The organism is Campylobacter concisus, assembly GCF_902460675.1.
GTDB lineage: Bacteria > Campylobacterota > Campylobacteria > Campylobacterales > Campylobacteraceae > Campylobacter_A > Campylobacter_A concisus_AJ.
Window position 1 is genome coordinate 256520 of the sequence record NZ_CABPUQ010000001.1, and the last position, 26992, is coordinate 283511.

General features: G+C 35.8%; 22 protein-coding genes. 7 read left to right on the forward strand and 15 right to left on the reverse strand.

Annotated features, from left to right (window positions below; translation table 11 throughout):
- Positions 1-64 precede the first annotated feature (64 nt).
- The 3 genes from F3G88_RS01265 to F3G88_RS01275 all read right to left on the reverse strand — a co-directional run bounded on the left by F3G88_RS01265 (position 65) and on the right by F3G88_RS01275 (position 2547).
- Complete coding sequence (locus tag F3G88_RS01265) at positions 65-697, reverse strand: DNA-binding protein (protein ID WP_103570118.1); 633 nt, start codon at positions 695-697, stop codon at positions 65-67.
- A gap of 103 nt (positions 698-800) precedes the next feature.
- A complete protein-coding gene (gene rpsU / locus F3G88_RS01270) occupies positions 801-1013 on the reverse strand; it encodes a 30S ribosomal protein S21 (RefSeq protein ID WP_009294994.1) in 213 nt (70 codons plus the stop codon).
- Positions 1014-1071: 58 nt separating this feature from the next.
- On the reverse strand, positions 1072-2547 hold the full coding sequence (locus F3G88_RS01275; protein WP_149715164.1) for an FAD-dependent oxidoreductase: 1476 nt from the start codon (positions 2545-2547) through the stop codon (positions 1072-1074).
- Between the two features lie 104 nt (positions 2548-2651).
- Here F3G88_RS01275 and ccoG point away from each other — a divergent pair, with 104 nt between their 5' ends.
- From ccoG to F3G88_RS01305, 6 genes are all read left to right on the forward strand, one after another.
- On the forward strand, positions 2652-3977 hold the full coding sequence (ccoG, locus tag F3G88_RS01280; RefSeq protein ID WP_149715165.1) for a cytochrome c oxidase accessory protein CcoG: 1326 nt from the start codon (positions 2652-2654) through the stop codon (positions 3975-3977).
- Positions 3978-4007: 30 nt separating this feature from the next.
- Positions 4008-4640: a TetR/AcrR family transcriptional regulator gene (locus F3G88_RS01285; RefSeq protein WP_149715166.1), complete on the forward strand. Its 633-nt coding sequence runs from the start codon at positions 4008-4010 to the stop codon at positions 4638-4640.
- A gap of 101 nt (positions 4641-4741) precedes the next feature.
- The gene (locus F3G88_RS01290) at positions 4742-5899 is read left to right on the forward strand and encodes an efflux RND transporter periplasmic adaptor subunit (RefSeq protein ID WP_149715167.1); all 1158 of its coding nucleotides are present in this window, start codon (positions 4742-4744) and stop codon (positions 5897-5899) included.
- Between the two features lie 10 nt (positions 5900-5909).
- Positions 5910-9035 (forward strand): efflux RND transporter permease subunit, encoded by a 3126-nt coding sequence (locus tag F3G88_RS01295; RefSeq protein ID WP_149715168.1) that lies wholly within the window; start codon positions 5910-5912, stop codon positions 9033-9035.
- The gene (locus F3G88_RS01300; RefSeq protein ID WP_149715169.1) at positions 9025-10407 is read left to right on the forward strand and encodes an efflux transporter outer membrane subunit; all 1383 of its coding nucleotides are present in this window, start codon (positions 9025-9027) and stop codon (positions 10405-10407) included. The genes F3G88_RS01295 and F3G88_RS01300 overlap by 11 nt, the downstream gene beginning before the upstream one ends.
- A gap of 21 nt (positions 10408-10428) precedes the next feature.
- Positions 10429-10656: a hypothetical protein gene (locus F3G88_RS01305; RefSeq protein ID WP_004318043.1), complete on the forward strand. Its 228-nt coding sequence runs from the start codon at positions 10429-10431 to the stop codon at positions 10654-10656.
- 128 nt (positions 10657-10784) lie between these two features.
- Here the strand turns inward: F3G88_RS01305 and aqpZ are convergent, their stop codons facing one another.
- The 6 genes from aqpZ to F3G88_RS01335 all read right to left on the reverse strand — a co-directional run bounded on the left by aqpZ (position 10785) and on the right by F3G88_RS01335 (position 19726).
- Positions 10785-11492, reverse strand: a complete 708-nt coding sequence (gene aqpZ / locus F3G88_RS01310) for an aquaporin Z (RefSeq protein WP_103614782.1) — start codon at positions 11490-11492, stop codon at positions 10785-10787.
- Positions 11493-11777: 285 nt separating this feature from the next.
- Positions 11778-12230, reverse strand: a complete 453-nt coding sequence (locus F3G88_RS01315) for a hypothetical protein (protein ID WP_149715170.1) — start codon at positions 12228-12230, stop codon at positions 11778-11780.
- A gap of 300 nt (positions 12231-12530) precedes the next feature.
- Entirely contained in the window at positions 12531-13133 is a 603-nt protein-coding gene (locus F3G88_RS01320; protein WP_103608370.1) for a hypothetical protein, read from the reverse strand.
- A gap of 405 nt (positions 13134-13538) precedes the next feature.
- A complete protein-coding gene (locus F3G88_RS01325) occupies positions 13539-16775 on the reverse strand; it encodes a peptidoglycan DD-metalloendopeptidase family protein (protein ID WP_149715171.1) in 3237 nt (1078 codons plus the stop codon).
- Positions 16772-17269: a hypothetical protein gene (locus tag F3G88_RS01330; protein ID WP_149715172.1), complete on the reverse strand. Its 498-nt coding sequence runs from the start codon at positions 17267-17269 to the stop codon at positions 16772-16774. Before F3G88_RS01330 ends, F3G88_RS01325 begins: the two co-directional genes overlap by 4 nt.
- A gap of 18 nt (positions 17270-17287) precedes the next feature.
- On the reverse strand, positions 17288-19726 hold the full coding sequence (locus F3G88_RS01335; protein ID WP_223228704.1) for a type VI secretion system Vgr family protein: 2439 nt from the start codon (positions 19724-19726) through the stop codon (positions 17288-17290).
- A gap of 55 nt (positions 19727-19781) precedes the next feature.
- Between F3G88_RS01335 and F3G88_RS01340 the strand changes: the two genes are divergently transcribed.
- On the forward strand, positions 19782-20243 hold the full coding sequence (locus F3G88_RS01340) for a hypothetical protein (protein WP_141090774.1): 462 nt from the start codon (positions 19782-19784) through the stop codon (positions 20241-20243).
- A gap of 17 nt (positions 20244-20260) precedes the next feature.
- Here F3G88_RS01340 and F3G88_RS01345 read toward each other — a convergent pair whose 3' ends face one another.
- The 6 genes from F3G88_RS01345 to tssM all read right to left on the reverse strand — a co-directional run bounded on the left by F3G88_RS01345 (position 20261) and on the right by tssM (position 26976).
- Positions 20261-20893: a hypothetical protein gene (locus tag F3G88_RS01345; RefSeq protein ID WP_149715173.1), complete on the reverse strand. Its 633-nt coding sequence runs from the start codon at positions 20891-20893 to the stop codon at positions 20261-20263.
- Positions 20883-21320 (reverse strand): hypothetical protein, encoded by a 438-nt coding sequence (locus F3G88_RS01350; RefSeq protein WP_149715174.1) that lies wholly within the window; start codon positions 21318-21320, stop codon positions 20883-20885. Before F3G88_RS01350 ends, F3G88_RS01345 begins: the two co-directional genes overlap by 11 nt.
- Entirely contained in the window at positions 21320-21796 is a 477-nt protein-coding gene (locus F3G88_RS01355) for a hypothetical protein (RefSeq protein ID WP_087582106.1), read from the reverse strand. Before F3G88_RS01355 ends, F3G88_RS01350 begins: the two co-directional genes overlap by 1 nt.
- Before the next feature lie 178 nt (positions 21797-21974).
- Positions 21975-22496 (reverse strand): Hcp family type VI secretion system effector, encoded by a 522-nt coding sequence (locus tag F3G88_RS01360; protein ID WP_012001093.1) that lies wholly within the window; start codon positions 22494-22496, stop codon positions 21975-21977.
- Positions 22497-22560: 64 nt separating this feature from the next.
- On the reverse strand, positions 22561-23478 hold the full coding sequence (locus F3G88_RS01365) for a hypothetical protein (protein WP_087583799.1): 918 nt from the start codon (positions 23476-23478) through the stop codon (positions 22561-22563).
- 9 nt (positions 23479-23487) lie between these two features.
- Entirely contained in the window at positions 23488-26976 is a 3489-nt protein-coding gene (tssM, locus tag F3G88_RS01370) for a type VI secretion system membrane subunit TssM (RefSeq protein ID WP_149715176.1), read from the reverse strand.
- Positions 26977-26992: the final 16 nt, after the last annotated feature.

Genomic DNA, 26992 nt, shown 5'->3' on the forward strand with positions numbered 1-26992 from the left:
CCAGCCATGATAATGGCACCAAATCCCCCAACCGCAGCATAAGTTGCTATTTTTTTGATGTGTTTCATATCTCTCCTATCAACTCTTTTAAATTTTTATGTCTTCTAACAAGTATCACGCCGCGTTTAAATTTAATAAATTTGGAGTGATGTATCGCTTTTATTATCTTTTCACTGATCTTTTTTGTCGCTTTTGGCTTTAAATTTAACTCCTTTAGATATTCGCTTAAATTTATCCATTTTGACTCATCCTCTATCTGCGCATCTATCGCCACTTCGCTTGCGGCACTTTCATTTTTAGGCGCTAAAAGTGGCCTTTGCATAGCATTTAGAAACTGCATGAGCTTCTCGTCTCTGTCCTTGTAAATTTGCAAAATTTCATTTTTTCGCTCGATAAGCATCTGCTCTTTTTCTTTAAAAAGCCTATCTTTATCGGCTTGCAAATTTAAATTTAAACTCTTAAGCTCATTTAGCTCATTTAGCAAATAACTTACAAACTCGTCATTTTGGAATTTAGTTTTTGTGCTTTTTGAAGCGGTTTTTGCGGGTTTTTCGCTACTTGGCTCCTCGTCAAGGATGACAAATTTAGTGCCATTTTCAATGAGCGTTTTCAACGAGCCTCGGCGGATTCTATTATAGACTGCTTCTTTTGTTATGCCTAAAATTTCTGCAGCTTCATTTACAGCTAGCTTTTGCATCGGATTTCCGTTTAAAATAAAATAAAAAAATTGCTTTGATTATAAAAAAATAAGGCTAAAAGAAGAGTTAAACAAAGAGAGCAAAGCTCCCTTTGTCTTGGTTTTAGAGTCTTGACTCGTAGCGTCTAAGCATATAAAGACGTTTAAGCATTTTCTTGCGAGCTGCAATTTTTTGTTTCTTGCGGATCTCAGTTTTAGGCTCAAAGAAGCGTCTAGCTCTTGCTTCAGTAACGACTAAGTTACGGTCAGTTTGTTTTTTAAACTTTCTGTAACCCTCGTCAAATGACTCGTTAGGATGTACCTTAATACCAGGCAACGTCCTCACCACCTTTCAGATTAAAATAAGCAGTGAGTATAGTTTAACTTTCATAAATTTAAGCTTTCAAGATATGCTCAGCAGCTATCAAACCAGAGCTAATGCAGTCTGGCGTAGAGCAGCTAGTTAGCCTTGCATAGCCGTGAATTCCGCCTGTTGCTTCGCCTATGGCATATAAATTTTTAATAGGCATATTATCTTTTAAGCCTAGCACTTCAAAATTTAAACTAACCCTTACTCCACCTGGCGTGTAGCTTATGCCAGGAGCCGCTAGTATGCCGTAAAATGGCGCTTTTAAGATAGGATTTACCTTGCTAAGGTCCTTTTTAAAGTCACTATCATCTTTTTTCTCGATATTTTCATTATATCGCTTGATCTCACTGTTTAAAACATCTAAATTTAGCCCAAATTCTTTTGCTAGACCTTCCAAATTTTGAAATTTCTTTATCTTGCCATCTTCTACAAATTTATTTAGCCTTTTTGGATCGTGGCTACTTTCAAAACCGATCTCATCGAAGATTATCACTGCAAATTTATCCGAGCTGTTATCTTGCATATTTTCTAAAATTTTATCTGACAAGACCTGCCTGTCGCCATCTTCATTCATAAATCTTTTTGAGTTTTTACCATCAACTATCATTGAAAAGACTAGGTCTTCAGTTGGAATTCCAAAAGAGTACCTGCCAAGACTTAGCTGTATAGGCGTAGCACCTGCTGCTAGCATGGTTTTTAGCGCTCCAGCTGTTGCACCTGGGCTTGAAGGCGTTTTGGCAAGAGCTAGTCTTGGATTTTGAGCGGCTTTAAATGCCTTATCTGCCGAATATCCACCACTTGCAAAGATGACAGCTTTATTTGCTTTATAAAATTTGCTATCACCTGTTGTATTTTGCATGTCATCATCAGCCAAGCTCTTATCAAATTTATACCCTTCTCTCACCTTTAGGCCTGCCACCTTACCACTATCATCAAATATAATTTCTTCAGCCTTTACGCGCTTAAGGCTCGCCCCGCCTTTGCCTTCAAAGTGCGAATTTAAAGTCTGAATAAACGCTCCACCGCCGCCCTCTGTCTCTAAGCTTCTAGCTACGCTATGACCGCCAAGATGTTTTAGCTTGTTAGCAAATTTAACGCCCCTTGCCTTTACAAATTCATACGATCGTTTCGAATTTTCAGCTATGCGCAAAGATTGCGCAACGTCGTTAAAACCCTTACCTGCTTTGTTTAGGTCTTTGACAAAAAGTTCTATGGAGTCTTTTATGCCAGCATTTACCTGTTCGTCTGATCCAACGCATGCAAAGTCAAGCTGTGAAATGACTGAGTTGCCACCAAGCCTTGACATCTTTTCAATCAGCGCTACCTTTAGTCCAGCCTCTGCCAGAACTATACCAGCAACATTTGCACTAAGTCCGCTACCAACGATAAGTACGTCAAATTCTTTATCCCATTTTGGCTCATTTTGTGATGCCTCTAAATTTAAAGCAGCTAGTGTTGTGGCTGCTAAACTTGTCTTGATAAATTTTCGTCTAGAAATCATGCCCGCTCCTTTAATAAATTTGTCAAAATATAACTTAGAAAAAGGGCAAAAAAGGGTTTAAAGCGGTTTTAATGTATAATCACAAAAAATCAAAAAGGCTCACCATGTCAAAGGATGTTCATCTTAGCTACGCCAAGAGGCGTTACATTTTTTTTGCCTGTATCACGCTGTTTGTATTTATTTTGCCATTTATCAGGATAAACGACGCGCAGCTATTTTTGCTGAGCTTTGATAAGAGCAGAGTTGATCTATTTTTTACAAAATTTGACATGCAAGAGCTATATTTGCTGCCATTTTTGTTTATAACTTTGTTTTTGACTATATTTTTCTTAACGACGCTTGCAGGGCGCGTCTGGTGCGGTTGGAGCTGTCCGCAGACCATTTTTAGAACGCTCTTTCGTGACCTTTTGCAAACTAAAATTTTAAAGATCCGAAAAAATATCCAAAACAAACAAAATGAGCCACAAGGTCAAATTTTTAAGCGTGCATTAGCAGTCGGAATTTGGTGCGTTTTAGCCCTTATCATAGCTGCAAATTTTATGTGGTTTTTTGTGCCACCATTTGAGTTTTTAGCCTATATAAGCGAGCCAAGCGAACATAAAATTTTACTTGCATTTTGGCTTAGCATCGCTGCTTGGCTAGTCTATGACGTGGTCATTTTAAAAGAGAATTTCTGTGTCTATGTCTGTCCGTATGCGAGAGTGCAGTCAGTTATGTTTGATAGCGACACGATCCAAGTTATCTATAATCAAAAACGAGGCGGCGTCATATATGATGGCAAAGAGAAATTTAAAAAGCCAAAAGAAGAAGGCGCGCTCTGTACTGGATGCGAAGCCTGCGTGAGGATATGCCCAACGCATATAGATATAAGAAAGGGCATGCAGCTTGAGTGTATAAACTGCCTTGAGTGTAGCGACGCATGCGCTAAAGTGATGGGGCATTTTAACGAAAGCTCGCTCATCGAGTGGAGAAGTATAAATTCTCAAAATGAAAATAAAAAGGTGAAAATTTTTAGATTTAGAACGGTTGCTTATCTTGTCATTTTGTGCGTAGTTTTGGTAGCTGCAGCGCTGATGAGCGGCAAAAAAGAGAGCATGCTTTTAAATATAAATAGAACAAGCGAGCTTTACAAGGTTTTGGATCAAGGTGAGGTTGAAAATTCTTACGTTTTTTTGGTACAAAATACCCAAAGCAAAGAGCATAAATTTTACTTTGAGATAGATGATAAAAGCATAGAAATTTCTCGTCCAAATAGGCCTTTTACGCTAAAATCTGGTGCAAAACAAAAGGTCATCGTTACGCTAAAATCAAAAAATGAAAACACAAGCGAAAAAGATCTTTTAAAACATATAAATATAAGAGCTTACGCCACTGACGAGCCAACTATCAACGTGCAAAGAGCTAGCACCTTTATCTATCCTAAAAGATGATAAAATGGCGAAAATTTAGCGGGAAGTGAAATGGCGATCTCAGAAAAAGGCAAAAAACGATACGAGCTCATCGTAAAAACAGCGCTTGAGCTATTTTTAAAAAATGGCTACGAAAAGACAAGCCTTAGCGATATCGTGGCGATAAGTGGCGGCTCGCTTGCAAGCATTTACACATTTTTTGAGAGCAAAGAGGGGCTTTTTCAAGCGATCATCGAGCAAGAGATAGACGCTCTTATAAAAGAGGTCGATGAGAGGATAGATCTTAAAATTTCTCACAGCTTGGAGGAGTTTTTAACCAAATTTGCAACCATTATTTTTTCTATCGTCTGCACCAAGAAAAATATCTCACTTGGTAGGATAATGATGAGCGAGGGCTCTAAAAATGGCGGCAAGCTTGGCAGGGTATTTTTAGATCAAATTTTAAATAGGATCGACCTTGTGCTTATAAATTTCTTTGAAAGAGATGAGATAAAAGCACAGCTAAATCCAAAATTTCCAGCCAAATTTGCTGCAAAGTGCTTTATGAAAAATGTAATTGGTCTTTATTACTTCGACTCACTTATGGTAAATGAGGAGCCAAAACTAAGCAAAAAAGAGCGTGAAAAGCACGTTGCTTTATGCGTGGAGCTATTTTTAAATGGCGTTAGAAAAAAGTTGGATTGACTTTTAATTTATATTTAGTTATAGTCAGTGACTTTTATGATTTGTAATGAAAATTACAAAACTAAACTTGGGATTAAAATTTAAAATTAAGAGAGGTTTTTATGTTGAAATTTAAAAGTTTTCTTGTGCTTTCAGCTGCCGTTTTTTTGCTTTCTGGCTGCTTTGAAAGTGGCGACAAAAAGGCTGCTGCAGGCCGCCAGATGCCAACATCTCATGTTGATATATTTGTTGCACAAAAAGCAGATGTGCCTATTAGCTTTGACTACACAGCCACAGTTACTAGCAACCAAGATGTCATTATCTATCCAAAGGTTGGCGGCACGATCATAAAGCAGTTTTTTAAGCCTGGCGATAAGGTCAAGGCTGGAGAGAAGCTATTTCTCATAGATCCAGAGAAATATCAAGCCAGCTACGACTCACTTGACGCAGCTGTTGGCGTGGCAAATGCAAATTTAAAAAATGCCGAGACTGAGTTTAAAAGAATTTCTGCCCTTTATAAGAAAAATGCAGTATCTCAAAAAGACTACGACGCAGCCGTTGCAGCTTACGATATAGCAAATGCAAATTTAGTAAGCGCAAAAGCAACTTTAAAAAATGCCAAGATCGATCTTGGCTATACAACTATCACGGCTCCATTTGACGGCGTTGTTGGCGATAATAAAGTCGATGTTGGCTCACTTGTCATAGCAAGCCAAACAAAACTTGTAAGGCTAACTAAGATAAATCCGATCGAAGCTGACTTTTACATCGCAGATGTGGATAATCTAAGTAGAAAAGCAAATTTAGATAGTGGCGCTTGGCAGCAACTAAATAGCGAGGCTGTTTTAAATTTAAACAATGAAAATTTCACCGGCAAAGTGACATTTATAGATAATGTCGTAAATACCGCAACTGGTAGCGTTTTGGCAAAGGCTAGCTTTGATAACAGCGAAGGTAAAATTTTACCAGGTGCGTTTGGTCATATAAAGATGAGCGGATTTGTTCAAAAAAATGCCTTTAACATCCCGCAAGTCGCCCTTCAACAAAGCGCTACAAACACTTATGTTTTGGTCGTAAAAGATGGCAAAGTAGGACAAAAAAATGTAAAAACAGGATATCAAACAAAAGATATGGTCGTAGTGACTGAGGGTCTTGAAGAGGGCGATAAGATAATAGTTAATAACTTCCTTAAAATCGGAGTTGGCGCACCAGTTGAAACTGATAAAGACCTAAGCGCAAATTTCTTAAACAAAGATGCAAACGCTACAAGTAGCAAGTAAAGGCAGATAGATGTTTTCAAGATTTTTCATAAACCGCCCGATATTTGCAACTGTTATATCTATCATCATAGTTATAGCAGGTTTTATGGGTATCAAGGGGCTTCCTATAGAGGAGTATCCAAGTCTTACTCCGCCTACTGTCTCTGTAACTGCGACATATAGCGGTGCAGATGCGCAGACGATCGCTGACTCGGTCGCAAGTGCCATTGAAGATCAGATAAATGGTGTTGAAAATATGCTTTATATGCAAAGCACCTCAAGCTCAGCTGGTACTATGAATATAAGCGTATATTTTAAGATCGGCTCATCAGCAAAGCAAGCTACGATCGATGTAAATAACCGCGTGCAAGCTGCCCTTTCAAGATTGCCTCAAGAGGTGCAAAGCATGGGTGTAACGGTGCGCGAAAGAAGTGGCTCGATCCTTCAAGTAGTTGGCTTTACAAATCCAAATATGAACCAAGTTGAGCTATATAACTATGTAAATTTAAACATCGCTGATGCGATCAAAAGGGTAAATGGTATCGGCGATACAGTGCTAATTGGCAACAAAGAGTACTCGATGAGAATTTGGCTAAAGCCAGACAAGCTCGCTCAGTTTAAACTAACTCCAAGCGACGTCATCTCTCAAGTAAGAATTCAAAACTCACAATACGCCGCTGGTAAGATCGGTGAGCAGCCATCAAAAGGTGAAAATCCTTATGTTTATTCAGTAGTTTCTGAAGGACGCTTTAAAGATCCAAAACAGTTTGGTGAAATTTTGATAAAAAGTGATGACGGCACAGTCGTCAAGCTAAAAGAGGTCGCCACAGTCGAGCTTGGAGCTGCTAGCTACGCATCTGAAGCTATGCTAAATGGCAAGCCAGCAGTGCCACTTTTGCTATTTTTACAAAACGACGCAAACGCACTAGCAACTGCTGAAGCGGTCAAAGCAAAGCTTGAAGAGCTAAAGAAAACCTATCCAGTTGGCCTAGAGCACACCATAGCTTACAACCCAACTGAATTTATCACCGTCTCAATAGACGAAGTCATAAAAACTTTCATCGAGGCGATGGTGCTAGTTCTTATCGTAATGTACTTCTTCTTAAAGAGCTTTAGAGCTACCATCATACCGATGCTTGCTGTGCCAGTCTCTATCATAGGCACATTTGGCGGGCTTTATGTGATGGGCTTTAGTATAAATTTGATCACACTTTTTGCCCTGATCCTAGCCATCGGTATCGTCGTTGATGACGCGATCATCGTTATAGAAAACGTCGAGAGAATTTTGCATGAAGATAAAGAGATAAGTGTAAAAGACGCGACATTTAAGGCGATGGAGGAGGTGCAAACTCCAGTCATCTCTATCGTGCTCGTGCTTTGCGCGGTTTTCGTGCCAGTTTCATTTATGGAGGGCTTTGTTGGCGTTATACAAAAGCAGTTTGCGCTAACACTTGTCGTTGCTGTTTGTATCTCAGGCTTTGTCGCTCTTACTCTTACGCCAGCGCTTTGTGCGGTTATGCTTAAGAAGCAAGAGAGCAAGCCATTTTGGATAGTTCAGAAATTTAACGACTTCTTTGACTTTAGCACTAGGCTCTTTACAGCAGGCGTGGCAAAAATTTTAAAACATGTCATCATTAGCTTTATAGTCATTGGCATAATGGGATTTGCAACGTATGGCTTGTTTCAAAAGGTGCCAAAAGGACTTGTGCCTTCAGAAGACAAAGGCGCTTTGATGGTTATCACCTCACTTCCACCTTCAACAAATATGCTAAAGACTAAAGAAGAGGTAAAATCTATTAGTAACGCCATTTTGAGCAACCCAAATGTCGAATTTACCATGGGATTTGCAGGCTATGATATGCTAGCTAGCTCACTTAGAGAAAACTCGGCCATTAGCTTTGTCAAGCTAAAAGACTGGAACGAAAGAAAGGGTGCAACGGACGGTGCAGATGCCTTAGTGGGTCAGTTTAACGGCATGCTTTGGGGTTCAAAAAACTCAATGACCTTTGTCGTAAATGTGCCACCTATCATGGGTCTATCAATGACTGGCGGCTTTGAGATGTATCTACAAAATAAGAGCGGCAAGAGCTACAACGAGATAGAAGCGGACGCTAGAAAGGTAACTGCAGCTGCAAACGCAAGGCCTGAACTAACTGGTGTAAGAACGACGCTTGAGACAAACTACCGCCAGTTTAAGATAATTGTTGATAAAGAGAAAGCAAGGCTATTTGGCGTAAGCGAGAGTGAAATTTTCAGCACGATAGCGGCTACTTTTGGCTCTTACTACATAAACGACTTCAACCTTGCAGGCAAATCTTACCGCGTATATGCAAGGGCAAGTGATAACTTTAGAAACAACCCTGAGGATCTAAGAAAAATTTTCGTTCGTTCAAATGATGGTGGCATGGTGCCATTAAATTCAGTAGCAACGCTTACAAGATCGATCGGACCTGATATCGTTGATAGATTTAACCTCTTCCCTGCGGCGAAGATCATGGGCGATCCAAAACCTGGCTACACATCAGGCGATGCGATAAGAGCGATACAAGAGGTCGTAAATGACACACTAAGTAGTGATGAGTACGCTATAAGCTGGGCTGGAACGGCGTATCAAGAGGTAAATTCTCAAGGAACAGGCACGGTCGCCTTTATCTTTGGTATGGTCTTTGTCTTTTTGATCCTTGCGGCTCAGTACGAAAGATGGCTCATCCCACTTGCAGTCATCACTGCCGTGCCGTTTGCGGTATTTGGCTCGTTGCTAGCTGTTTGGATAAGAGGGCTGACAAACGATATCTACTTTGAGATCGGACTCTTGCTACTCATCGGTCTAGCGGCCAAAAACGCCATTTTGATCGTAGAATTTGCTATGCAAGAGCGCGAGAGTGGAAAAAGCATATTTGAATCAGCTGTAAATGCGGCCAAACTTCGCTTTAGACCTATCGTAATGACCTCGATCGCATTTACTCTAGGCGTTTTCCCAATGGTTATAAGCACTGGTGCTGGCGCTGCATCTCGTCACTCACTAGGAACTGGCGTAGTTGGCGGCATGATCGCTTCTACTACGATAGCGATATTTTTCGTGCCTATGTTTTACTATTTGCTTGAAAATTTAAATGAAAAATACTGGAAAAAGGGAGCAAAAAAAGATGAAAAATAAGGCGTTTATACTTATAACAGCGGCGTTTTTGGCTGGTTGCTCGTTTCGCCCAGATATGCCAAATGTGGATACAAATTTTACCTCAACATACACTTTCGAGACAAGCGATATAAGAGATCTTTGGTGGAAGGAATTTAAAGATGAAAATTTAAATATTCTTGTTGAAAGTGCGCTTGAGAAAAATACAAATTTACGCATTGCCTATTTAAATTTAGAGAAGGCAAAGGCGAGCCTTGGCGTTGCTGAGGCTAGCTTGCTCCCTGGGGTAAATTTAAATGTAAGTTATACCAAAGCAAAAACCAGCGGTGAAACTTACACTGGGCAGCCTCAAACACGCTATAGAAGCTCTAGCATAAATTTAGGGCTAAACTATGAGATAGATCTCTGGGGTAGAGTGCGAAATAGCGTGCTTGCAGCTAATGAAAGCTTAAATGCTAGCAAATTTGACTACGATAGCGCCAGACTAAGCCTTAGCTCAAGTGTGGCGAAAAGCTACTTTGCTCTAGTGTCGCTAAACATGCAAGAAGCGGTGTTAAAAGAGACACTAAAAACCTACGAAGATACGCTAGCGCTTCGCAAGACGCAGCTTGATCTTGGTGGCATAAATGAGATGACCTATCTGCAAAGTAAAGCTGAGGTTGAAAGGGCAAAGACTAGTCTAACTTCAGTGCTAAACTCAAAGTCGCAAGCGCTTACTTCGCTAGCCATCCTAACTGGCAAGAGCAATGATGAAATTTTAAAAGGAGCCATTGCTAGTGCGCAAAATTTACCAAGCTCGCCAGAGATAAAGGCTGGCATCAGCTCAGATGTCTTACTTAGAAGAAGTGACGTGGCAAAGGCGCTAGCAGATCTAAAAGCTACAAATGCTCTTGTGGGCGTGGCAAAAGCTGATTATTTCCCTACGATCTCACTCACTGGACTTTTGGGCTTTACAAGTATTGATTTTGAAAATATATTTGTAGGAAATGCCAATACTTGGAACATAGGTGGCTCTTTAGCTCAAAAGATATTTGACTATGGCAGGACAAAAAACAATGTCCGAGTTGCTGAGACAAACGAGCAAATCGCGGCCGTCACTTACGAAGCGACTGTTAGATCAGCCCTTGGTGAGGTTAGAGATGCCCTTATATCAAGGCAAAACGCGAAGCTCTCTTTGGATCAGGTAAAAAATTTGCTACAATCGCAGCAAAAAATTTATTCGCTTGCTAAAGATCAGTATAACGCTGGCTATATCGGTCACTTAGAGCTTCTTGATGCACAGAGGAATTTGCTTCAAGCAAAGCTTCAAGATATCTCAGCTAAGCTTGATGAGGTAGATAGCGCGGTTGAAGTTTATAGAGCACTTGGCGGCGGATTTAAGGTAGATAAATAAACTCAAAAAGGAGAAAAGTTGATGACTAAGATTTTAAATTTCTTATTTTCTTGGGGATTTTTTGTTTTTGCTATCGCTCTTGGCGTAGCATTATGGTTTGCGATAAATTACGTGGATACCATTAGGCTTGAGTCAAGCTTTTATGATATCGGCGAGATATTTATGATGGCAGCTGTTTTTGGTATCGTTTTTTACCTTATTGCAGCGATATTTGTTATACCTATTAGGGCGATGACAAAAAAGGCCTAAATCCTCTTTTCATCTAAGAATTAAATTTCTTAGATGAATCCTCAAAACATCTTATAATTTTCTTTTTACTTATTTAAATTTGAAAGAGTAGAAAGGGCGAAGATCGCCCCTTGAAGCATAAAATTTGATTATTTTGCGCTTTTGCAGCCGCATGTGCAGCCTAAGATCCTATAAATGATAGCTCCGATAATAGCTCCAACGATAGGTGCAACCCAGAAAAGCCAAAGCTGCTCTAGTGCCCAAGTGCCTTGAAATATCGCAACGCCAGTTGAGCGAGCTGGATTAACCGATGTGTTTGTGATAGGTATCGAGATAAGGTGTATCAGCGTCAAGCCAAGGCCAATAGCGATCGGTGCAAAGCCTTTTGGAGCACGCTCATCAGTCGCACCTAGGATAATGATAAGGAAAAACGCAGTTAGAACGACCTCTGCAACTAGCGCTGAGACTAGATTATAGCCATTTGGTGAGTGCTCGCCGTATCCATTACTAGCAAAACCGCTCGCAGTAGCGTCAAATCCAGCCTTGCCTGAAGCGATAAGATATAGCACGCCAGCAGCTGCGATCGCTCCGATAACCTGTGCGATGACGTAAGGCACGAAGTCTTTTTTGTCAAATCTTCCGCCGACCAATAGACCAACTGAGACAGCTGGGTTGAAGTGTCCGCCACTGATGTGACCAACTGCGTAAGCCATCGTAAGAACTGTAAGACCAAAAGCAAACGCAACACCCACAAAACCAATACCAAGCTCTGGAAAAGCCGCGGCAAATATCGCACTACCGCAACCTCCAAAAACTAACCAAAATGTGCCAAAAAACTCGGCTAAATATCTCTTCATTTTCTCCCTTTTAGGTAAGTTAAAAAGGGCGATTTTAGCAAAAACGTGTGACATTACAAAATATTGTAAAGGTAAAGTTTTATGTAAATTTACTTGTGGTTTTGGGTTAAAATTTTTAATACTTTATTCAGCCAGTATTTATTGTTCTATCATCGTAAATTTTTTATTTTAATGCTGACTGACATAATATCGACAACTCACACAAAACAATATTCAAAATAGGATATAAATTTCAGCAGCATCAAAACTATGTTGCTTATCTAAAATCTAGTAAATTTACCAATTTTATGCGCCGCTATCGCCATCCAAAATTACTTCTATTCCATTATTAACTTTTTTAAAATCAACATTGAATAGAGATTCGTTAGAACAGTCATTGTATTCTAGTTTGAGATAGTCTTTACCAGCTCTTGTTAGGTTGAAATAGCATGTGTTTTCACTATCTTCTGGTCTACTTTTAAATTTATATTCAAGTCTTATGGTTTTATTTAAATTTGGCATTTTCATCTCTTTGGAGGCGCTCTTATATATCTCTTTTCTATCGTCTTGAAAGTATTGTTTTAAATATTGCTTGTACGCCCCAAGCAAATCTGTATTTTTATATATACACTTTGACGCAACGCAGCTATAATCGCCATTGCAAATTTTTTCTTCATAGCCCTCATCACAATCAACTACAATCTCACTTGACCAGCAAAACATAGATATTGCACTTACTGTAAGCAGTATTTTTTTCATAATTTCCTCCAGAATACTTTTATAAATTTATAACTACTTACCTGATTTTACCCTTTATAATGTCTAATCACAATATAGATAAAATTTAAAAATTAAATAAGACACAAAGACTAACATGCTCCATATAAAGTCTAAATAAGCGAAAATGCTGTTATCGCTTAATATTGAGCCACAAACAACCTCTGAATTTATATAAATTAAGCCAAGCAATCCAATAAAAATCATTTATGATAGTTAAATTATCGTAAAAATGATGCTAACCTTACCCAACTACCTAACCATATCTTGTCACGTGTTGCGTCAATAATATATTTTCTCATTATATTTTGGCACTATAAGTTCATTTTCTCCCAGTTTTATTTCATTCATATTTATTTGATTATTATTTTTTACATTAAACATAAAATTTTTAATATTTTTGCATTTATTTACCTCTTCGGTTAAGCACTCTACCTTGTATATAGCTTTCTTTGTTAGGAGATTATAGTCCAAGTTTTGATCTCTTACATTTTTATCTAGCATATCTACGGTAACGCCTATTAATTTCCAAATTTTATCTTTTAAGTCAAGTCTGTATTTATAGGCATAGCTCCACTCAAATCTACCACCACCGCCACTATGGTTTATTGTGATCACTCTATTTTTTATCTCCAAACCTTCAAAAGGATCTCCCATGGCACCACCATCATCAGACTTCATTATTACATTACTAAATTCTTGCCATTTTATCCATTTATTTTCACTATCTTTTTTGAAAATTTGCAAAACTCTATGCAAGTCACTATCTTGCCAAACCACTACCCTTTCATTCACGCTATCACCGTCTAAATCCCCAAAAGCTTCTGAAATTTCAGAAGCAAATAAAAATCTGCTTAGTAAAACTACTATATAAAATATTTTCATTCGAACACTAAACTTTCTCGATTATCATCCATTAATTTTTATCCTCACATACATATACTATTTTTATGTTTTTAATTTTAAATTTATCCAAGAAGTATTTTTAACAAAAGCTCTTTCAAATATTGAAGTGGTAAGTATATTTCAAACTTTACCGTCTTTAAAAATAATAATACAGTCATGTCGTCTTAAAAAAATAAAATAGAATCTTACTTAGCAACAAAAACAGACAATACACTATCCATAGCAATACAACGCCAATCCATTTTACTTTTTTCTGAAGATTGCTTAAGTTTTAAGATTTATGATAGTAGTCGTCAAAGGTCTTATATAGTTATCAGTCTTTTATCATAATCTCAAATTTAGCCACTGTGATATAAATTTAAATTTTTATATTACTAATCATTTTTATTTTTTAGTCTTGAAGCTATTTCCATAACCAATTCTTAAAATTTCTAAAGGATCTGATAAATCACTCCTTCTTTTAAATTTATTATTTGGATCGCGAACAGTCAATGGATCTCTTGTGTTATTTCCATCTGTGTAATATTCAAAGTGAATCATATATATTGTGTATCCTGAAACAACATTAATATGTTGATTTCTATCATTTAATAATTTGCCAGTTTGCCCTAAGAATTGACCTTTTTTTACCCTATCTCCTGCTTTTACAGGAATGTTAACTAACTCCCCATATCTTATTATAATTTTACGGCCTTTGAAATAATGCATAATGGTAACTTGATTTGTTTTACAATAAAAGAAGCTTGTATTTAAGACAATTCCATCTGCTATTGCAACAATCTCTGCATTCGCTAAAGTATATAAATCCCTACCCGCATGTCTTCTCTTGCCACCGCTTCTGCCACTACCAAAAGAGGCCTGATGTGCTCCTGGCGCACTAGCCCAGTAATACCTACTATGAACTCCATCTTTATCATTTAATGGCTTTACTTTAAGAGGGAAGATTATCTCATTATCCTCCTCAATAACTTCAAGGCTAACACTCTGGGTATTTTCTAGTTTAACTCTTTGCTTTACTTCATTAAATTTGGAGATAAATTTACTTTTATTTTCACTATTTATTAAATTTATTCCATTTTGGAAATTAGATATTGAGCTTTTAGTGTTGTCACCTGATGCATAAATTTCCAGAAGTGCTCTAGCAGGTCTATTGCGATCATTTATAGAACAATAAGCCAACTCTTTTAACTTATGATCTTTATAAATACTTATGCTTTGAGAATTTATATTTGAGCTTATATAGTATCTTCCCTTGGCATTATCTGTTTTTTTAGTGTCATTAATCTCATTAATAAAAGCATTTGACAAGCTTGCATCAAAGCTTAAACTCTTATCCGTATGCCCAAATTCATATATATAAAGTTTATTATTTTCATATTTTAGCTCCATAGGAACCCTAAAGTCTGCTCTTATATGTGTCTTGCCATATCTTGTCTTATAAGATGGGCTTCTTAAATATGCAAAAAATACTATCGTGCTGTTATTTTCTTTTAGTTTTTCAAGCAACTCCTTATCTTTTATGTCATTTTGCGGAGTAAAGCTTATCTCTTTACCTTTAAATTTATCACCTTCTAATACTATATATCCTGTAGGATTATTATCCTTTATCTCTTTGTTGTATTCATCTTGTCTTATGATCTCATAAGCCCAGTTTATATCTTTATAGTTATCATCGCCTTTATTTGGTTTATACATTGCCTTTAGTTTAATAGCTTCTTTTACATTTAGCTTGCCTGTATTTTCTATAACAACATTAGTTATGTTATTTGCGATATCAACAAGTGAAGTTTTTAGATCATATGTAGTACTGCCTTCAGCTTTTTTCTTTGCTTCGACTGATATAACGCCATTATCACTCATGCTATGAATTTCTTCTGTGGAGTGATCCTTACTAAGATCTCGTGAAGCCAATATCATCTTTGTAGTCTTTTTAAAAGCACTTTGATCTTTATCCTGTATGAGATTTATATTAAATTTAGCCGTATATGAGTCTTTATCTGCTTCATTGTCGCTAGAACCATTTTTTTCTAGATAGTAAGACTTATATACCTTTTTATCTTCTCCATTATGCAAATAAATTTTTTTGATATCTGTGCTGTTTTGATTTTCATCAGTGATAATTAAATCCGAAACAGTCAGATCGAAATTTCCTTTATGAGTAGTTGAAACACTTGGCTCTTTATCTGATAGTTTTAACTTTATATTAAACATTGAAGAAGCTTTATCGTTTCTTAGATTAAAGTTATTTTCTTTGGCAAAATTTAGTAGATTAAAGTTTAGGTTGTTAAAGAAATTTAAGGTTAACTTATTTGTATTATCAAAAAAATACTTTCCATCTTGAGAAACAAACTTGCCAGTATTATCTTTGTAAAGAGTTACCTCTGTACTTGTAGATGGAACTATAAATTTTATATTGTCGTTTTTATTTGTATTGTAAGGATTATACTTATAGTTAGTTAGTATGATCTTGCTCTCTTCTTTTTTTCCTGATGGATTTAAATTTACACAATCAAGATGTGTCTTATCCGCTAAGATGATGGTAAGTTTTGTATGTTTAGGCTGATATGGTGCTATTGGTTGAGCTGACTTATAAGGAAGTATTAGTAAAATTTCCTCTTTAGACTCTTCTTTAAATTCAGAATTTCTCTCTCGCTCTTCTAATGCCTTGTTTATCTTTGAGATGTTATTGGTGCCATCGGAATTTAAATTTACAACATATATATTTTTAAAATCAAAAACAGTACTTGTTACTTCTTTTATAAGAGAGTGGAATTTATTCAAAAAAGGTGCAACCACATCTTTTATCTTGCTATATTTAAACGAAAAATGGCCGGTAAGATTCCTGCTTGTAGCATCTTTTTTAAAAGAGCTAATATTTTCTTCTGTAAAATTTCTTTTTTCATATGCTTGTATATATTTAATCATTCTTTGTTCATTAAATTTAAATATATTTAAGCTACTAAAAATATTTATTACCGCTTCAAAATCATCCTTATATATGAGATCAAAAATATCTGATTCCCACAACCTTCTTTTGGTTAGACCGTTTAGCTCCTTGCCTCTTTGAGTGTTTATGGTATAACGTAGATGAAACCATATTAAAAATCTATCTCTTTGCGATACAGCTTTCATAAGATCTGAGCCATAGTGATTGTATGCTCTTGAGACTAATGCCAGCCTTTCGTAGGATTTTGGAATGTTACTATTGACTTTATTTTCATAAGTACTAAGAGTTAAAGAGTATAGTTTATATGCATTATCTCTTGTTTTTAAATCTAAGCTTAAATTTTGAATAGAGCCAAATTTACTTAATGCTGCTGAGGTTGTTATTTTTCCATTTTTATAGTCTTTTAAAACCAAAGTCTCTTCTTGCGTTAATTGCCATTTATCTCCAAAGACACCTCTATACATTTTTGTAATTTGAGCTATATCATTTACTTTTAAATCAAATCCATAGCCAATAGCGATATTTCCTTGATTAACATTTTTATAATTATCAGCGTAAGGCTTGAGAAAGCGTCCTGACTTAACTAATTCAGAGTTTGGATGCACTTCTATGTTGCACATGAATATGCCCAATAATTTGCCATATTCATCTTTGCTTAGCTCTTTAAAGATCATTTATCTTTCCTTATAAATTCTCCATTCCAATATGGATCAGTTCCTTCTCCGCAACCATAATCTATAAGTATATTTGCGCACTCTTTTGCATTTGTTTCTGGTTTGGTAAATTTAAAGCCTTTACCTGTTTTTATGATATTTGCACTGCATTTTTTACTTTTATCATTTGTTGCTAATCTTAAAACCGCTTCTTTAGAAGAAAGAATTTGTAAATTCATCGCTTTATCATCAACTTCTATCAGGCAAATATTTGCACCTTCGCTATCTTCATCTCCTTTAACGCCATATGTACGGTAACTTTCAAACCTAACATTACAAATATTGTTTTTGCACATCGATATATTCAAATCCTGAATATGCCCACGATAATTTTTTTCATCTAGCATAATCTGATCTTCAAACGAGTAATTTCCTGCCCACTCTTTTGATTCAAAATTTTCATTATCCGAGTATAAATTTACGATTAAAAATAGTATAAAAAAGACATTCTTCATATTATCCTCCGGTTATTTTTACAACGCCTTGATATCTCCGCCGATGACTCTTAGTCCCATGCTGTCAAATATCGCTTTTATGCCGCCAACTTCTATCACGACACTTGCGCCATTTATGGTTACTTTGGTGCTGCCTACTTGGTGGATGATCTCATTTTTAGCATTGACCTCGTATGTCGTCTCGATCTCGCTAAACTTAGAGTCTGCCATCTCGGTGTGCTGCGCGGCTGTTTTTGTTGTGAAATTTGACTTAGCATTTATGTCGATGTAGTTGTTTGCCTGAAGCACGATATGCTCGTTACTAAACTCATTTATACCCTTTTGAGAGTTTAGCTTGTAGCTACCATCTATGTTTTGCTCTTTGGTACCTTTTATCTCTTTAGTCTCATCGTTGTGTATGGTTGTGTTGAGGTTTGATTTTATCTCGACAAATTTGTCATTGCCGACAAACTCGTGTCTATCTTGACCAACTCTAGTTGTATCATCAACAGCTACATTTAGTGTATTTGAGACGCCTACTACCGTATCTTTTGAAAGTCCAACCGTCGTTAGATACTCGCCACCGACATTTACGTTTTTAGCAAGATCTATCGTTTGGATATGTGCTTTTTTGACCCTCTCTGTATAGCTGCCGTGTACCTGCGAGCTCTTGTCATTTAGTATCGTTTGTGAAAAGTCGTTATTTACTAGCTCATCGTAGTCTTTCTCGGCTTTTACATAAATTTGCTCTTTGTTTTTTAAGTTTGATAGAGTGATCTCGTTTATACCAGTCTCGTTTGCGCCGATCGTTTTTGAGCTAAGCGATGTTTGATGGTAGTTGTTATCTACATTTACTAGTGGCATATTTGAGGCATTATAGAGGCTACCGCTTACCACTGGGTTGTCTATGTCGTTTTGCAAAAATGAGATGATCACCTCATCGCCGACCCTAGGTATCGCAAAGAAGCCAGAGCTGTTGCTTGCGATAGGTGTGATCACTCTTAGATAGGCACTTTTATGATAGCTTGCGTTTATGGTGTCGTCTTTATCTATCTGCTCTTGCGTGCTAAAGGCGTTTAGTCTTACCTTTACTCTGCCGTAACTATCCGTATGGATGGTGTTTGTTTGGCTATTTAGCCCATCTTGTCCTACGACAAGGCCTAGAGTGATGTCAGGCGCTTTTGGCTTTTGCTTGTAGCTTGGTACAAATTTCACGCTGCTTGGGATGATGCTTAGCTCATTTGTATATGAGCTTATAAATTTCTTATCTTTTAAAGGGACATTGTCACCTAAATTTAGAGTATTTTCTAAAACACTTTCGTCTATATAAGTGTGTTTTATAGCTATTATTTTAAACTCATACTCGCCACTACTTTGATCTATGGCGACTGAGATATTGTCGTTTAAATTTAGAGCAAAGACGTTTGAGCTAGCGACAAATTCTTTCAAAAGCATATCGCTTCTTAGCTTTTTAAGATAGGTGCTGACCTCAAGCAACCTCGTATCACTAAATGAATACTCATCTAAATTTATATGCTTATCATAGATATTTACCTGCTCGTCAAATATCTTCTCATTTTTGCTCTCTAGCACGTTTGGATAGGCTGTGTTTTGAAATGAGTGGGTGAAGCTGTTTGCTTTTAGAGTTTCGCTCTTTGTTATTTTATTTATGTGTTCGCTTGCAAGGTTGTTATTTAAATTTACATTAAAGCTTACTTTTCTAGCCTCTTTACCTTTACTCGGTTCGCTTTGTGTTAGGCCTTCAGCTTGGTTGCTGTAAGCTAGGATAAAGGTATCATGAAAGTAAATTTTCTCATTATCTTCGTAAAAATATATGCCACTATCATGGCAAAGTCTTGTTATAAAGGCTAGGTCGCTTTCGTTGTACTGCGCTATAAATTCTTTTTTATTGTAGCTATTTTTGATATTTGAGAAGTCTAGCTCTTTAGTTAGCCTTTGCTTGTTAAAAGACAAAATTTCTTTTACTACTTCAAGCACGCTTTGGTCTGTGTAAATTCTATTTGCTCTATTGATACTTAGTCTATATAGCGAGGATGTGAGTTTAAATTTGAAGAAGTATTTTTTGTCTATATTTGTACTGCTATCGTCATCAACGCCTAGATACTCGACATCGCTTACTATGCCGCTAAAGTAGATATAGTCGCTGCCATTATTGCTTGGGATTATACTCTTGTTTGTAGAAGATGGTCTTTTTATACTTAGCTTCATACCCTTATCAAGGTATCTATATATACCAGTTTGAGCGTTATCATTATATATGCTCTCTAAATTTTCATAAAGCGGGTTTTTGACTAAATTTATATAGGCAAAGCACTCTATGCTAAATATATCTTCTAAACTCTCATTTATATCAGCCCTTGTAACTATAAATTTATCGTTTGCTATCTGAAGAGTAGAGAAGGCATCGTTAGAATCATCTTGTTTAAGGACATCAATAAGCATTTTTTTATTATTCAATGTATCATTATTTATGGTCATGGTGTAATCCTGTTTTTTAAAATCATATAAGCATTTGTTAAGTTCTTCAATAGATTTATGGCGCTCTCTAGCTTCAAAAGCCGTATCTGCTATATCTTTTGACAGCTTATCTAAGGTGTCTTTAGAGTTATCCATAAAATTTTCTACTCCTTTTGGTCCTAAATACGATCCAACAATTGCAGAAGCAACTATTAGATGCGGTTGTTTTGTAAATTTGCTCATGCTTTTTACTCCAGCAATGGCACCTTGCATGCCAGCCCAAACTTTGGCAACTGCCTTTGGCACCTCATATGTCGGATTACTTGAGGATATTGATTGTAAAACACTTGCCGTATCTGATACTTTTCCAACTCTACTAGATACAATACCAACGGCAAATGTTAATGTTTTACCATCTCTGAAACTTTTTGTTGCTTCATCAAGCCCTGTTGCAACAGTACCTAAACGATCCAATAAGTTATTATTTGTTGTTTTATTTATGTCTTTTATTTCCTGAATTGCCACAACTAGTCCTTAATTATCTATATGCATATTTTTTATGCCAAAAATTTTATAAAAGGTAACAGATATTGATACTGCTAACAAATAAACCCCAAACCCTGAAAAAAGAGCTTGAAAAAGAGAGATAACTATAAAAATTTCGAGCTTGCTTTGAAACATTACACTATAGTCCCAAGCAAAAAAGCTTATACCATCTGTCACTATATAACCAGTAGAATATACATAAATAGCAAAAATGCTAAATGAAAATCCAAAAATTAGCCATTTAAAATCAAGTCTTTTTATTGTTTCTGATGTTTCAATGTTATAAAAAATAAAGAAACGGCATATAGTATAAAAAACAGCTTCCAAAGCCCATAACAAGCCAACTATCCACATATAACTTACATAAAATTCTATCTCTTCTTTAAAAGAGCTAACTCCACTAAAAATTTCTATATTAATAAAATACTGCTTCATAAAATTTACAAATTCTTGGCATGTTTGAGACTTACTTAGTAAATCGCTTGGCAATATAAAGATACCCAAAGAAAAAACAAAATAACTTATCAAAATAAAAATAGTAACCATCTTATCATGAGCTTTATAGTATCTCACAAGCAAATTACCTATTATATTTTCTTTTATATTTTTATTAAATTTCATTAGTTTGTCCATGAAATACTAAATACACTGGCTTAGTTAGTGATGATGTTGGTGATGTTATGTTTTTGTCCATTTGTTGCTCTTTCAATCTTTTTTCGTTTTCTTCTTCTTGTAATCTTTCTTCAAATTCTTTAATATCAGCATCATTTAATTTAATCGTAGGCTTTGACTCTTCCAGTATGCCAAGCCTTTTTGCCTCTTTATATTTTCTGAATTTAATTTCTGTTTGATCGTCTATGCCTCTTTTTACTCCTTCTCCAGCAGCATCAAAAATTTTGTCCATTAGTGGAGGTTTAGGATAAGCTCTTATAAAAGCATCTACATTGTCTTTTGCATTTTGTGAGGTAGTTTTTTCTTTAAAGTCTTTCAAATCAGTGTTATCATTTTTTACTTCAAGTTTCTTCTTGCTTATATTAAATAAATCCATTACCTATTCCTGCCTTCTACTAACTCATCAAATTCTTTTTCGTCATTTACAATTTTTAAAATAGATTTTAAAACGACATAATCTTTTGGGTCTTGCCCATGATCTAATAGTTTTTTGATCAGTTTAAATTTCTCTTCTTTAAATTCCTTATATTTTGGTGTTTTTATAAATTTAAGCAATTCTTTACTGGCTCTTTTATTCTCTATTGGAACTCCATTACTATTAAAAAAAAACGAAAAGTCAAGCCCTATTGACGTAGATAGCCAGCCATTTGGAGTAGCACCCTTGTCTAAAAGCATGTCAATAGTTCTAGTTTTGTTTGCATCGTAAGCAAATTCTAATAAATTCGATCTAGCCATTAAATTATTTAATTTTACGCTAGCATTAGCATCACAACCCAGTTTGTCTATATAATATTCTATGTATTTAGCGGTATTTTCATCAGTTATTTTTTTATCAAAAATAACCCCAAACATATCCGTGCAATTTGCTTCGTGTGAATATAAAGATGTTATGAGAAATATGATCATAGCTAGGTGTTTCATATCGCATTTCACATATCATGGTGTTTTAAAAGATAATGATAAAAAGGGCTCATTTGTGTCCTTCCAACGAGAAGATTGATATCCCTAGGGAGGATCCCTAGGTTATTTTTTAAGCTTTTTTAGTAGCTTCTCTCCAGTCATCGCTTCCGCTTGTACCTGCAGCTACGTGCTCCCAAACTATCTTTCTATAGTTCATTGAAACTTTGAAAAGCTCAGTTTTGTCGCTGTTTAGCTTGTCTTGAGCATTTGGACTTACTAGAGTGATATCTGTTATAGTTGCATCTTCTAGTTTTGTAGTAAAGAAGTGCTCAGCGCCACCGCTAGTTGATGTTCTATACCAGTGGATCTCAACCTCTGGAAGTCTCTCGCCTTGAGTTAATGCGTTGTAAAGAAGTGGAACAGCTTTGTTTAAAGATGTTGTAAAGCTAAATGGCTTGTGTACTCTTTGTCCTGATGGTTGGCCACTTTGTGGATCCACTGGAACAGTTACGATGTGAGAAACCTCTTGTGCCATGATCTCATCTTCGTGACCTGACTGATAGCGATTACCGATACTAGCTTCTGTTGAAGCACCACTTGAGATAAGTCCTTGAGTAGAACCTTTCACCTTAATATACACTGGTTGTGACATATTTACTCCTATTAAAAAATTTGGTTATTTTAACTTTTATTAACTTTCTATTTTATTAAAAACATTACTTTTTTAACATATAGCTTTCAAGTGCTTTATGTAATAAATAATTAAACGCCTCTTTATCTTCTTTGGTGCTTTTTGTTACAGCACCAGAGAGATATTTGAAAAATGAATTATTCTCGACTATATCGTACATTTGACTATATAGCTCTTTGCAAATAAGCTTAAGTAAAACAGCATTAACAAGCGTCGTGTTGTCGCTTAGAGGCAGCGTTTTTATAATAGTTTCCATATCTTTTGTATTTAATGTCCTGCTTTGCTCACTTATAGGGCTCATATTTGGCTGTACTTTTATGCTCTCAACTAAATTCATCAAAAGCTCATCCATGCTCTTTGCTGTTAGCATCCTTTGACTATTTATATCTTCTTCGTCAAAATTTTGAGCACTCTCATTTAAATTTAAAGGTACATCATTAACATTTTCATTTAAAGTGATATCTTTTTCTTCATCTATGAGAGAATTTATCTTTGGCTCTTCTTTAAAATCAACATTTGAGATTTTTCCAACTGGCTCAAATTCTTTATTATCAAGCTCATCAAAATTTTTGGTATTTTCTATGATCTTGTGAGCTTTACCGACATATTCGTCTATCCTAGAAGGATCTATAAATATAAATTTAAGCTCTCCTATCCTAAAAATATCTCCTGGATTTATCACGCTTTCATAATCATCAGGTAACTTCGAATAAGAATCGCTATAAAATATCTCGCATCCTTCATATCCGCAAATGGTGAAAACTCCCTCTTCAAAGCCTATATGAGCGTGCTTTGAAGCTATAGAGCCGCTTGTATCACTGCACGGAAATTTAACCGTATCTAGCGAGCCTATGTCCCCACCGTTTTCATCAAAAATGACATACTGCGCCAAAAAGCTCGAAGCTTTATCAAAATTTTGTATAACCGCTGCTATTTCTTGCATATTTTTTCCTTAATAAAGCATCTTTCTTGGCAAATCAATCGTTGGTATGATATTCATAAGCTCTAAAAGCTCTCCGCCATTTGGAGTAACTTCAAAGCCAAAATATGACTCTTTTTTACCATCAAAGTTAAGCGTACTAACGCCAATGCTGCTGAAATTTGAAGCCTTTAAGAGCTTGTACCAGCCCCACTCACCATCAAAGCTGATCTCTTTTTTATCACTGCCTGCATTTGAAACTGCATTAAATTTAAACTGCGTTGAGATATCAAAGCTTTTACTTGAGACAAGTAAATTTGATGGGATCGTATGATCATACGCCAAAGAGTTATTTGCGTAGCCTATATTTATATGGCTGAAATTTGCCGATAGATCAACTGCTTTTAAGTTATAGTTTAGTTTTAGCTCGTCATTTGAATCAAGCATTAAATTTGAAATTCTATCGATATAAGCGATATTTTCAAGGAAACTTTTATTAAATCTTAGCTCTTTTGCATATTTTGGTCTTACCTTATAGCCACTGCCAGTTTTACTTAAAATTTGTTTTAGATATTTATCATAAAAGCTATTCCAAGTTCCGTCCTTGCCAAAAAATCTCTTAAATTCTTCGATGCTAACGGCCTTTGCTGAGTTTTCATTAAATGGATAATAAGGTTTTATAAGACTTTCAAAGTCGTCAAGAACATCATCTTTATAAGCAGTTGCTAAAAGTGATGAAGCTCCGTTTTCTACCTGTTTCCAAGCAAGCTTTGATAGCTTTTGATAGTACTCATTTAGCTCATCAGGAAGCTTTTTAGCGTCATTGTTTAACACAATAAATGGGTCATTCTCATTTTTTATGCCATTTATCGCATAAACTATCTTGTCGTCACTGCTTTGAAGCATCTCAAAGTTATAGTCGCTAACTTTTTTATATACATTTGTGACGTCATTGCTGATAAGATCTAGCGATCCGTCAGAATTTAGCGCATGATAGTTTGTAAATTTAGTACTAAAGTCTGCAAATACACGTTTTATCTCGCTTGAAGCAAAACCTAGAGAGTAGATGTATTTTAGTAAATTTTCATCATTTAAATTTGTATTTTGATTAGTTAATTTTATAAGAGAATTTAGTGGGTTTTCTCTTTTTGACAAAATTTCAAGCTCATCGATAACCTCTTTTTTAGTAGCAAATTCATTTGGCTCGATCGCTCTTAAAATTTGGTTCCATTTATCAGCGTAGTTTTGCAAGTAAAGCTCTACAACTGCAATGCTTAGCTCTTTTTTCTCATTTGAGCCAATATCTTTTAAAGATGAGTTAGTATCCATAAGCCATGACTCGATGCCCGCGGTCTCATCGATGTTTGAGCTAAGTTTTGCCAAGAAATCTCTTAAATTTTCTTTTGTATAAATTCTATTAAATGGATTAAATGCCTCTTTTTCTTGAACTACCTGGTTTAAATTTTCAACCTCTTTTTTGATGTCGTAGAATGATTTTTCATCTTTAAATGATATAAACTCAAGTATCGAGTAGAGCCTTTTTGCTCTTTGAACAGGTGTTAGCTTGGTATTTGCTGCACTTTGGGCGCTCTGATCTGCTGAAATGCTTAAATTTTTAGCATTTAAAATAGCTTCAATGTGTGCTAAAAACTCATCCTTGGCAACGCCATATTTTTCAAATTTATCCCAGTTTGCAGCTATCCAAATTTTAAATAGATCTACGTTTGTATAGTTTTTATCAAAAAGTGAATCATACATATAAAAGGCTTTTATAAGTTTATCTGGATCACTCTCTGTTTTTAGGATATTTTCCATCTCAGTTAAAACTGTATTTTTGAAAAAGTCAGCGCTAAGATCGTAATAAAGCGCTTTAACAGGTGCAAAACCTTTATAAGAGGTATCAAGAGTGATGTACTCAAATTTAGTATCGCCGCTAAAGATCCTTGGATAGTCGTTTAGACTTTGTTTTAGCAGATTTAAAAGCTCGATCTTTTGTGTAGCAGTAAGGTCTTTATACCTTTTGTTATCAAGATAGTTAGAAATTTTATCTACGTTGTTAGCCGCAATTTGCTCTTTTGTATTTTTGATATTTAAAATATAACTAGAAGCAAAATAAACTCCCACACAAAGTGCAGCCACTAGGGCGAAATTTACAAATTTAATAAATCTATTTTGTGCGCCAAATTTCGTTACATTTGCTTTAAAAGCAATCTCTTTTAAAAATGATTTTACAAAGTAGCTTTGTTTGCTGTAATTATTTACCGCTCTAAGAAGTGGTTTTTTGATGCTATATTTATCACAAATTGTATTTGTAAGGTAGTTTATAGGAATGTTTTCTTGATATGCACTTACAAAATAAACTCCGTTTATAACAGATGTGTTTTTAAGAGCATTTTGAGAGCTTAGTTTTGTAACAAAGTCTTTTACTAGCACAAAGAAATTTTCAAGCTGTTTTAAGAACAGATATGAGCGTTTTTTATCTTCTAGCATGTGCGAGATCGAGTTTTTGCTCATTAGGTGTTTAAATAGTGAGTTACTTAAGCCCTTAAGCTCTGTCTCAAGTGTTTGGGCGGTGAAATTTGAGTCTAAATTTATACCAAGTGCTTTGTTTGCCACGTCTTCATTAAATAATTTGAAATAATCACCCATACCATCTATAAGATCAAGCTTGCTAAAGACTACGTAGATAGGAAATTTAATGCCAAGGTGCTTCTCGCAGTCATTTATCCTCTTTACCATATATCTGATGAGCTCGTCAAAATACTCTTGAGTGCCTTCTAGGAATTTTTTAGTATCGATGATAAGCACGGCGCCGCTTAGTCTTGAGTTAAAATCATTTCTCTTTAAAAAGTGTAAAAACTCGTTCCAAACGCCTTTTTTAAGTAGATAGTCTCTATTTTTCTCTACATCATCTTCAGGAAGCTCCTCTGTTGCGGTTGGCTGATAGAGGCTCTCTTGCGCAAAATGAATGCCCTCAGTATCTAATAGTGCTCCAAATTTTGATACATAAAGGTTAAAATTTGTCGTACTTTGGTGTATCTTTTTATAAGTATCCAGGCTATCAGATAGAGGAAATTCGATATTTGAATAGTTTATAAAAGCACTTTTGCCAGCGCCCTCGTTGCCTATTATCATTATTAATGGCAATTTTTTAAAATTTATATCTTTCTTCCAAGTCGTTTTGGCGTCTTTTAGCGAAAGTAAGAAATTTCTCTTTGCCTTGCCAAAACTATCCATTGACTCTTTTTTTATCTCTTTTAGTTTGTCGTTTTTCTCATCTTTGCGTGATGCAAAATAGTTCATCAGCGGTCTAAGCAAGACAAAAAACAATATAACTGCCCAAAAAGCAACTAGCACGCTAACTCGTGAGCTAACGCTAGCAAAGCTGTATATATCGTTAAATGCTACAAGCGGGGCATAGAGCCAAAACAAAACACTAAGAGCGATAGAAGTTACTAAAACAACACTGTGTTTAAACCTAAAAAATGTGAAAAATCTGCGTAAGTAGTCGATAAATGCCATAGCTGCAAATCCTTTT

Bases quoted from the DNA above. Each gene is read 5' to 3' on its own strand.
- F3G88_RS01265 (WP_103570118.1), bottom strand. From the start codon at position 697: ATGCAAAAGCTAGCTGTAAATGAAGCTGCAGAAATTTTAGGCATAACA.
- F3G88_RS01275 (WP_149715164.1), bottom strand. From the start codon at position 2,547: ATGATTTCTAGACGAAAATTTATCAAGACAAGTTTAGCAGCCACAACA.
- ccoG (WP_149715165.1), top strand. From the start codon at position 2,652: ATGTCAAAGGATGTTCATCTTAGCTACGCCAAGAGGCGTTACATTTTT.
- F3G88_RS01285 (WP_149715166.1), top strand. From the start codon at position 4,008: ATGGCGATCTCAGAAAAAGGCAAAAAACGATACGAGCTCATCGTAAAA.
- F3G88_RS01290 (WP_149715167.1), top strand. From the start codon at position 4,742: ATGTTGAAATTTAAAAGTTTTCTTGTGCTTTCAGCTGCCGTTTTTTTG.
- F3G88_RS01295 (WP_149715168.1), top strand. From the start codon at position 5,910: ATGTTTTCAAGATTTTTCATAAACCGCCCGATATTTGCAACTGTTATA.
- F3G88_RS01300 (WP_149715169.1), top strand. From the start codon at position 9,025: ATGAAAAATAAGGCGTTTATACTTATAACAGCGGCGTTTTTGGCTGGT.
- F3G88_RS01305 (WP_004318043.1), top strand. From the start codon at position 10,429: ATGACTAAGATTTTAAATTTCTTATTTTCTTGGGGATTTTTTGTTTTT.
- aqpZ (WP_103614782.1), bottom strand. From the start codon at position 11,492: ATGAAGAGATATTTAGCCGAGTTTTTTGGCACATTTTGGTTAGTTTTT.
- F3G88_RS01315 (WP_149715170.1), bottom strand. From the start codon at position 12,230: ATGAAAAAAATACTGCTTACAGTAAGTGCAATATCTATGTTTTGCTGG.
- F3G88_RS01320 (WP_103608370.1), bottom strand. From the start codon at position 13,133: ATGAAAATATTTTATATAGTAGTTTTACTAAGCAGATTTTTATTTGCT.
- F3G88_RS01325 (WP_149715171.1), bottom strand. From the start codon at position 16,775: ATGATCTTTAAAGAGCTAAGCAAAGATGAATATGGCAAATTATTGGGC.
- F3G88_RS01330 (WP_149715172.1), bottom strand. From the start codon at position 17,269: ATGAAGAATGTCTTTTTTATACTATTTTTAATCGTAAATTTATACTCG.
- F3G88_RS01345 (WP_149715173.1), bottom strand. From the start codon at position 20,893: ATGAAATTTAATAAAAATATAAAAGAAAATATAATAGGTAATTTGCTT.
- F3G88_RS01350 (WP_149715174.1), bottom strand. From the start codon at position 21,320: ATGGATTTATTTAATATAAGCAAGAAGAAACTTGAAGTAAAAAATGAT.
- F3G88_RS01355 (WP_087582106.1), bottom strand. From the start codon at position 21,796: ATGTTTGGGGTTATTTTTGATAAAAAAATAACTGATGAAAATACCGCT.
- F3G88_RS01360 (WP_012001093.1), bottom strand. From the start codon at position 22,496: ATGTCACAACCAGTGTATATTAAGGTGAAAGGTTCTACTCAAGGACTT.
- F3G88_RS01365 (WP_087583799.1), bottom strand. From the start codon at position 23,478: ATGCAAGAAATAGCAGCGGTTATACAAAATTTTGATAAAGCTTCGAGC.
- tssM (WP_149715176.1), bottom strand. From the start codon at position 26,976: ATGGCATTTATCGACTACTTACGCAGATTTTTCACATTTTTTAGGTTT.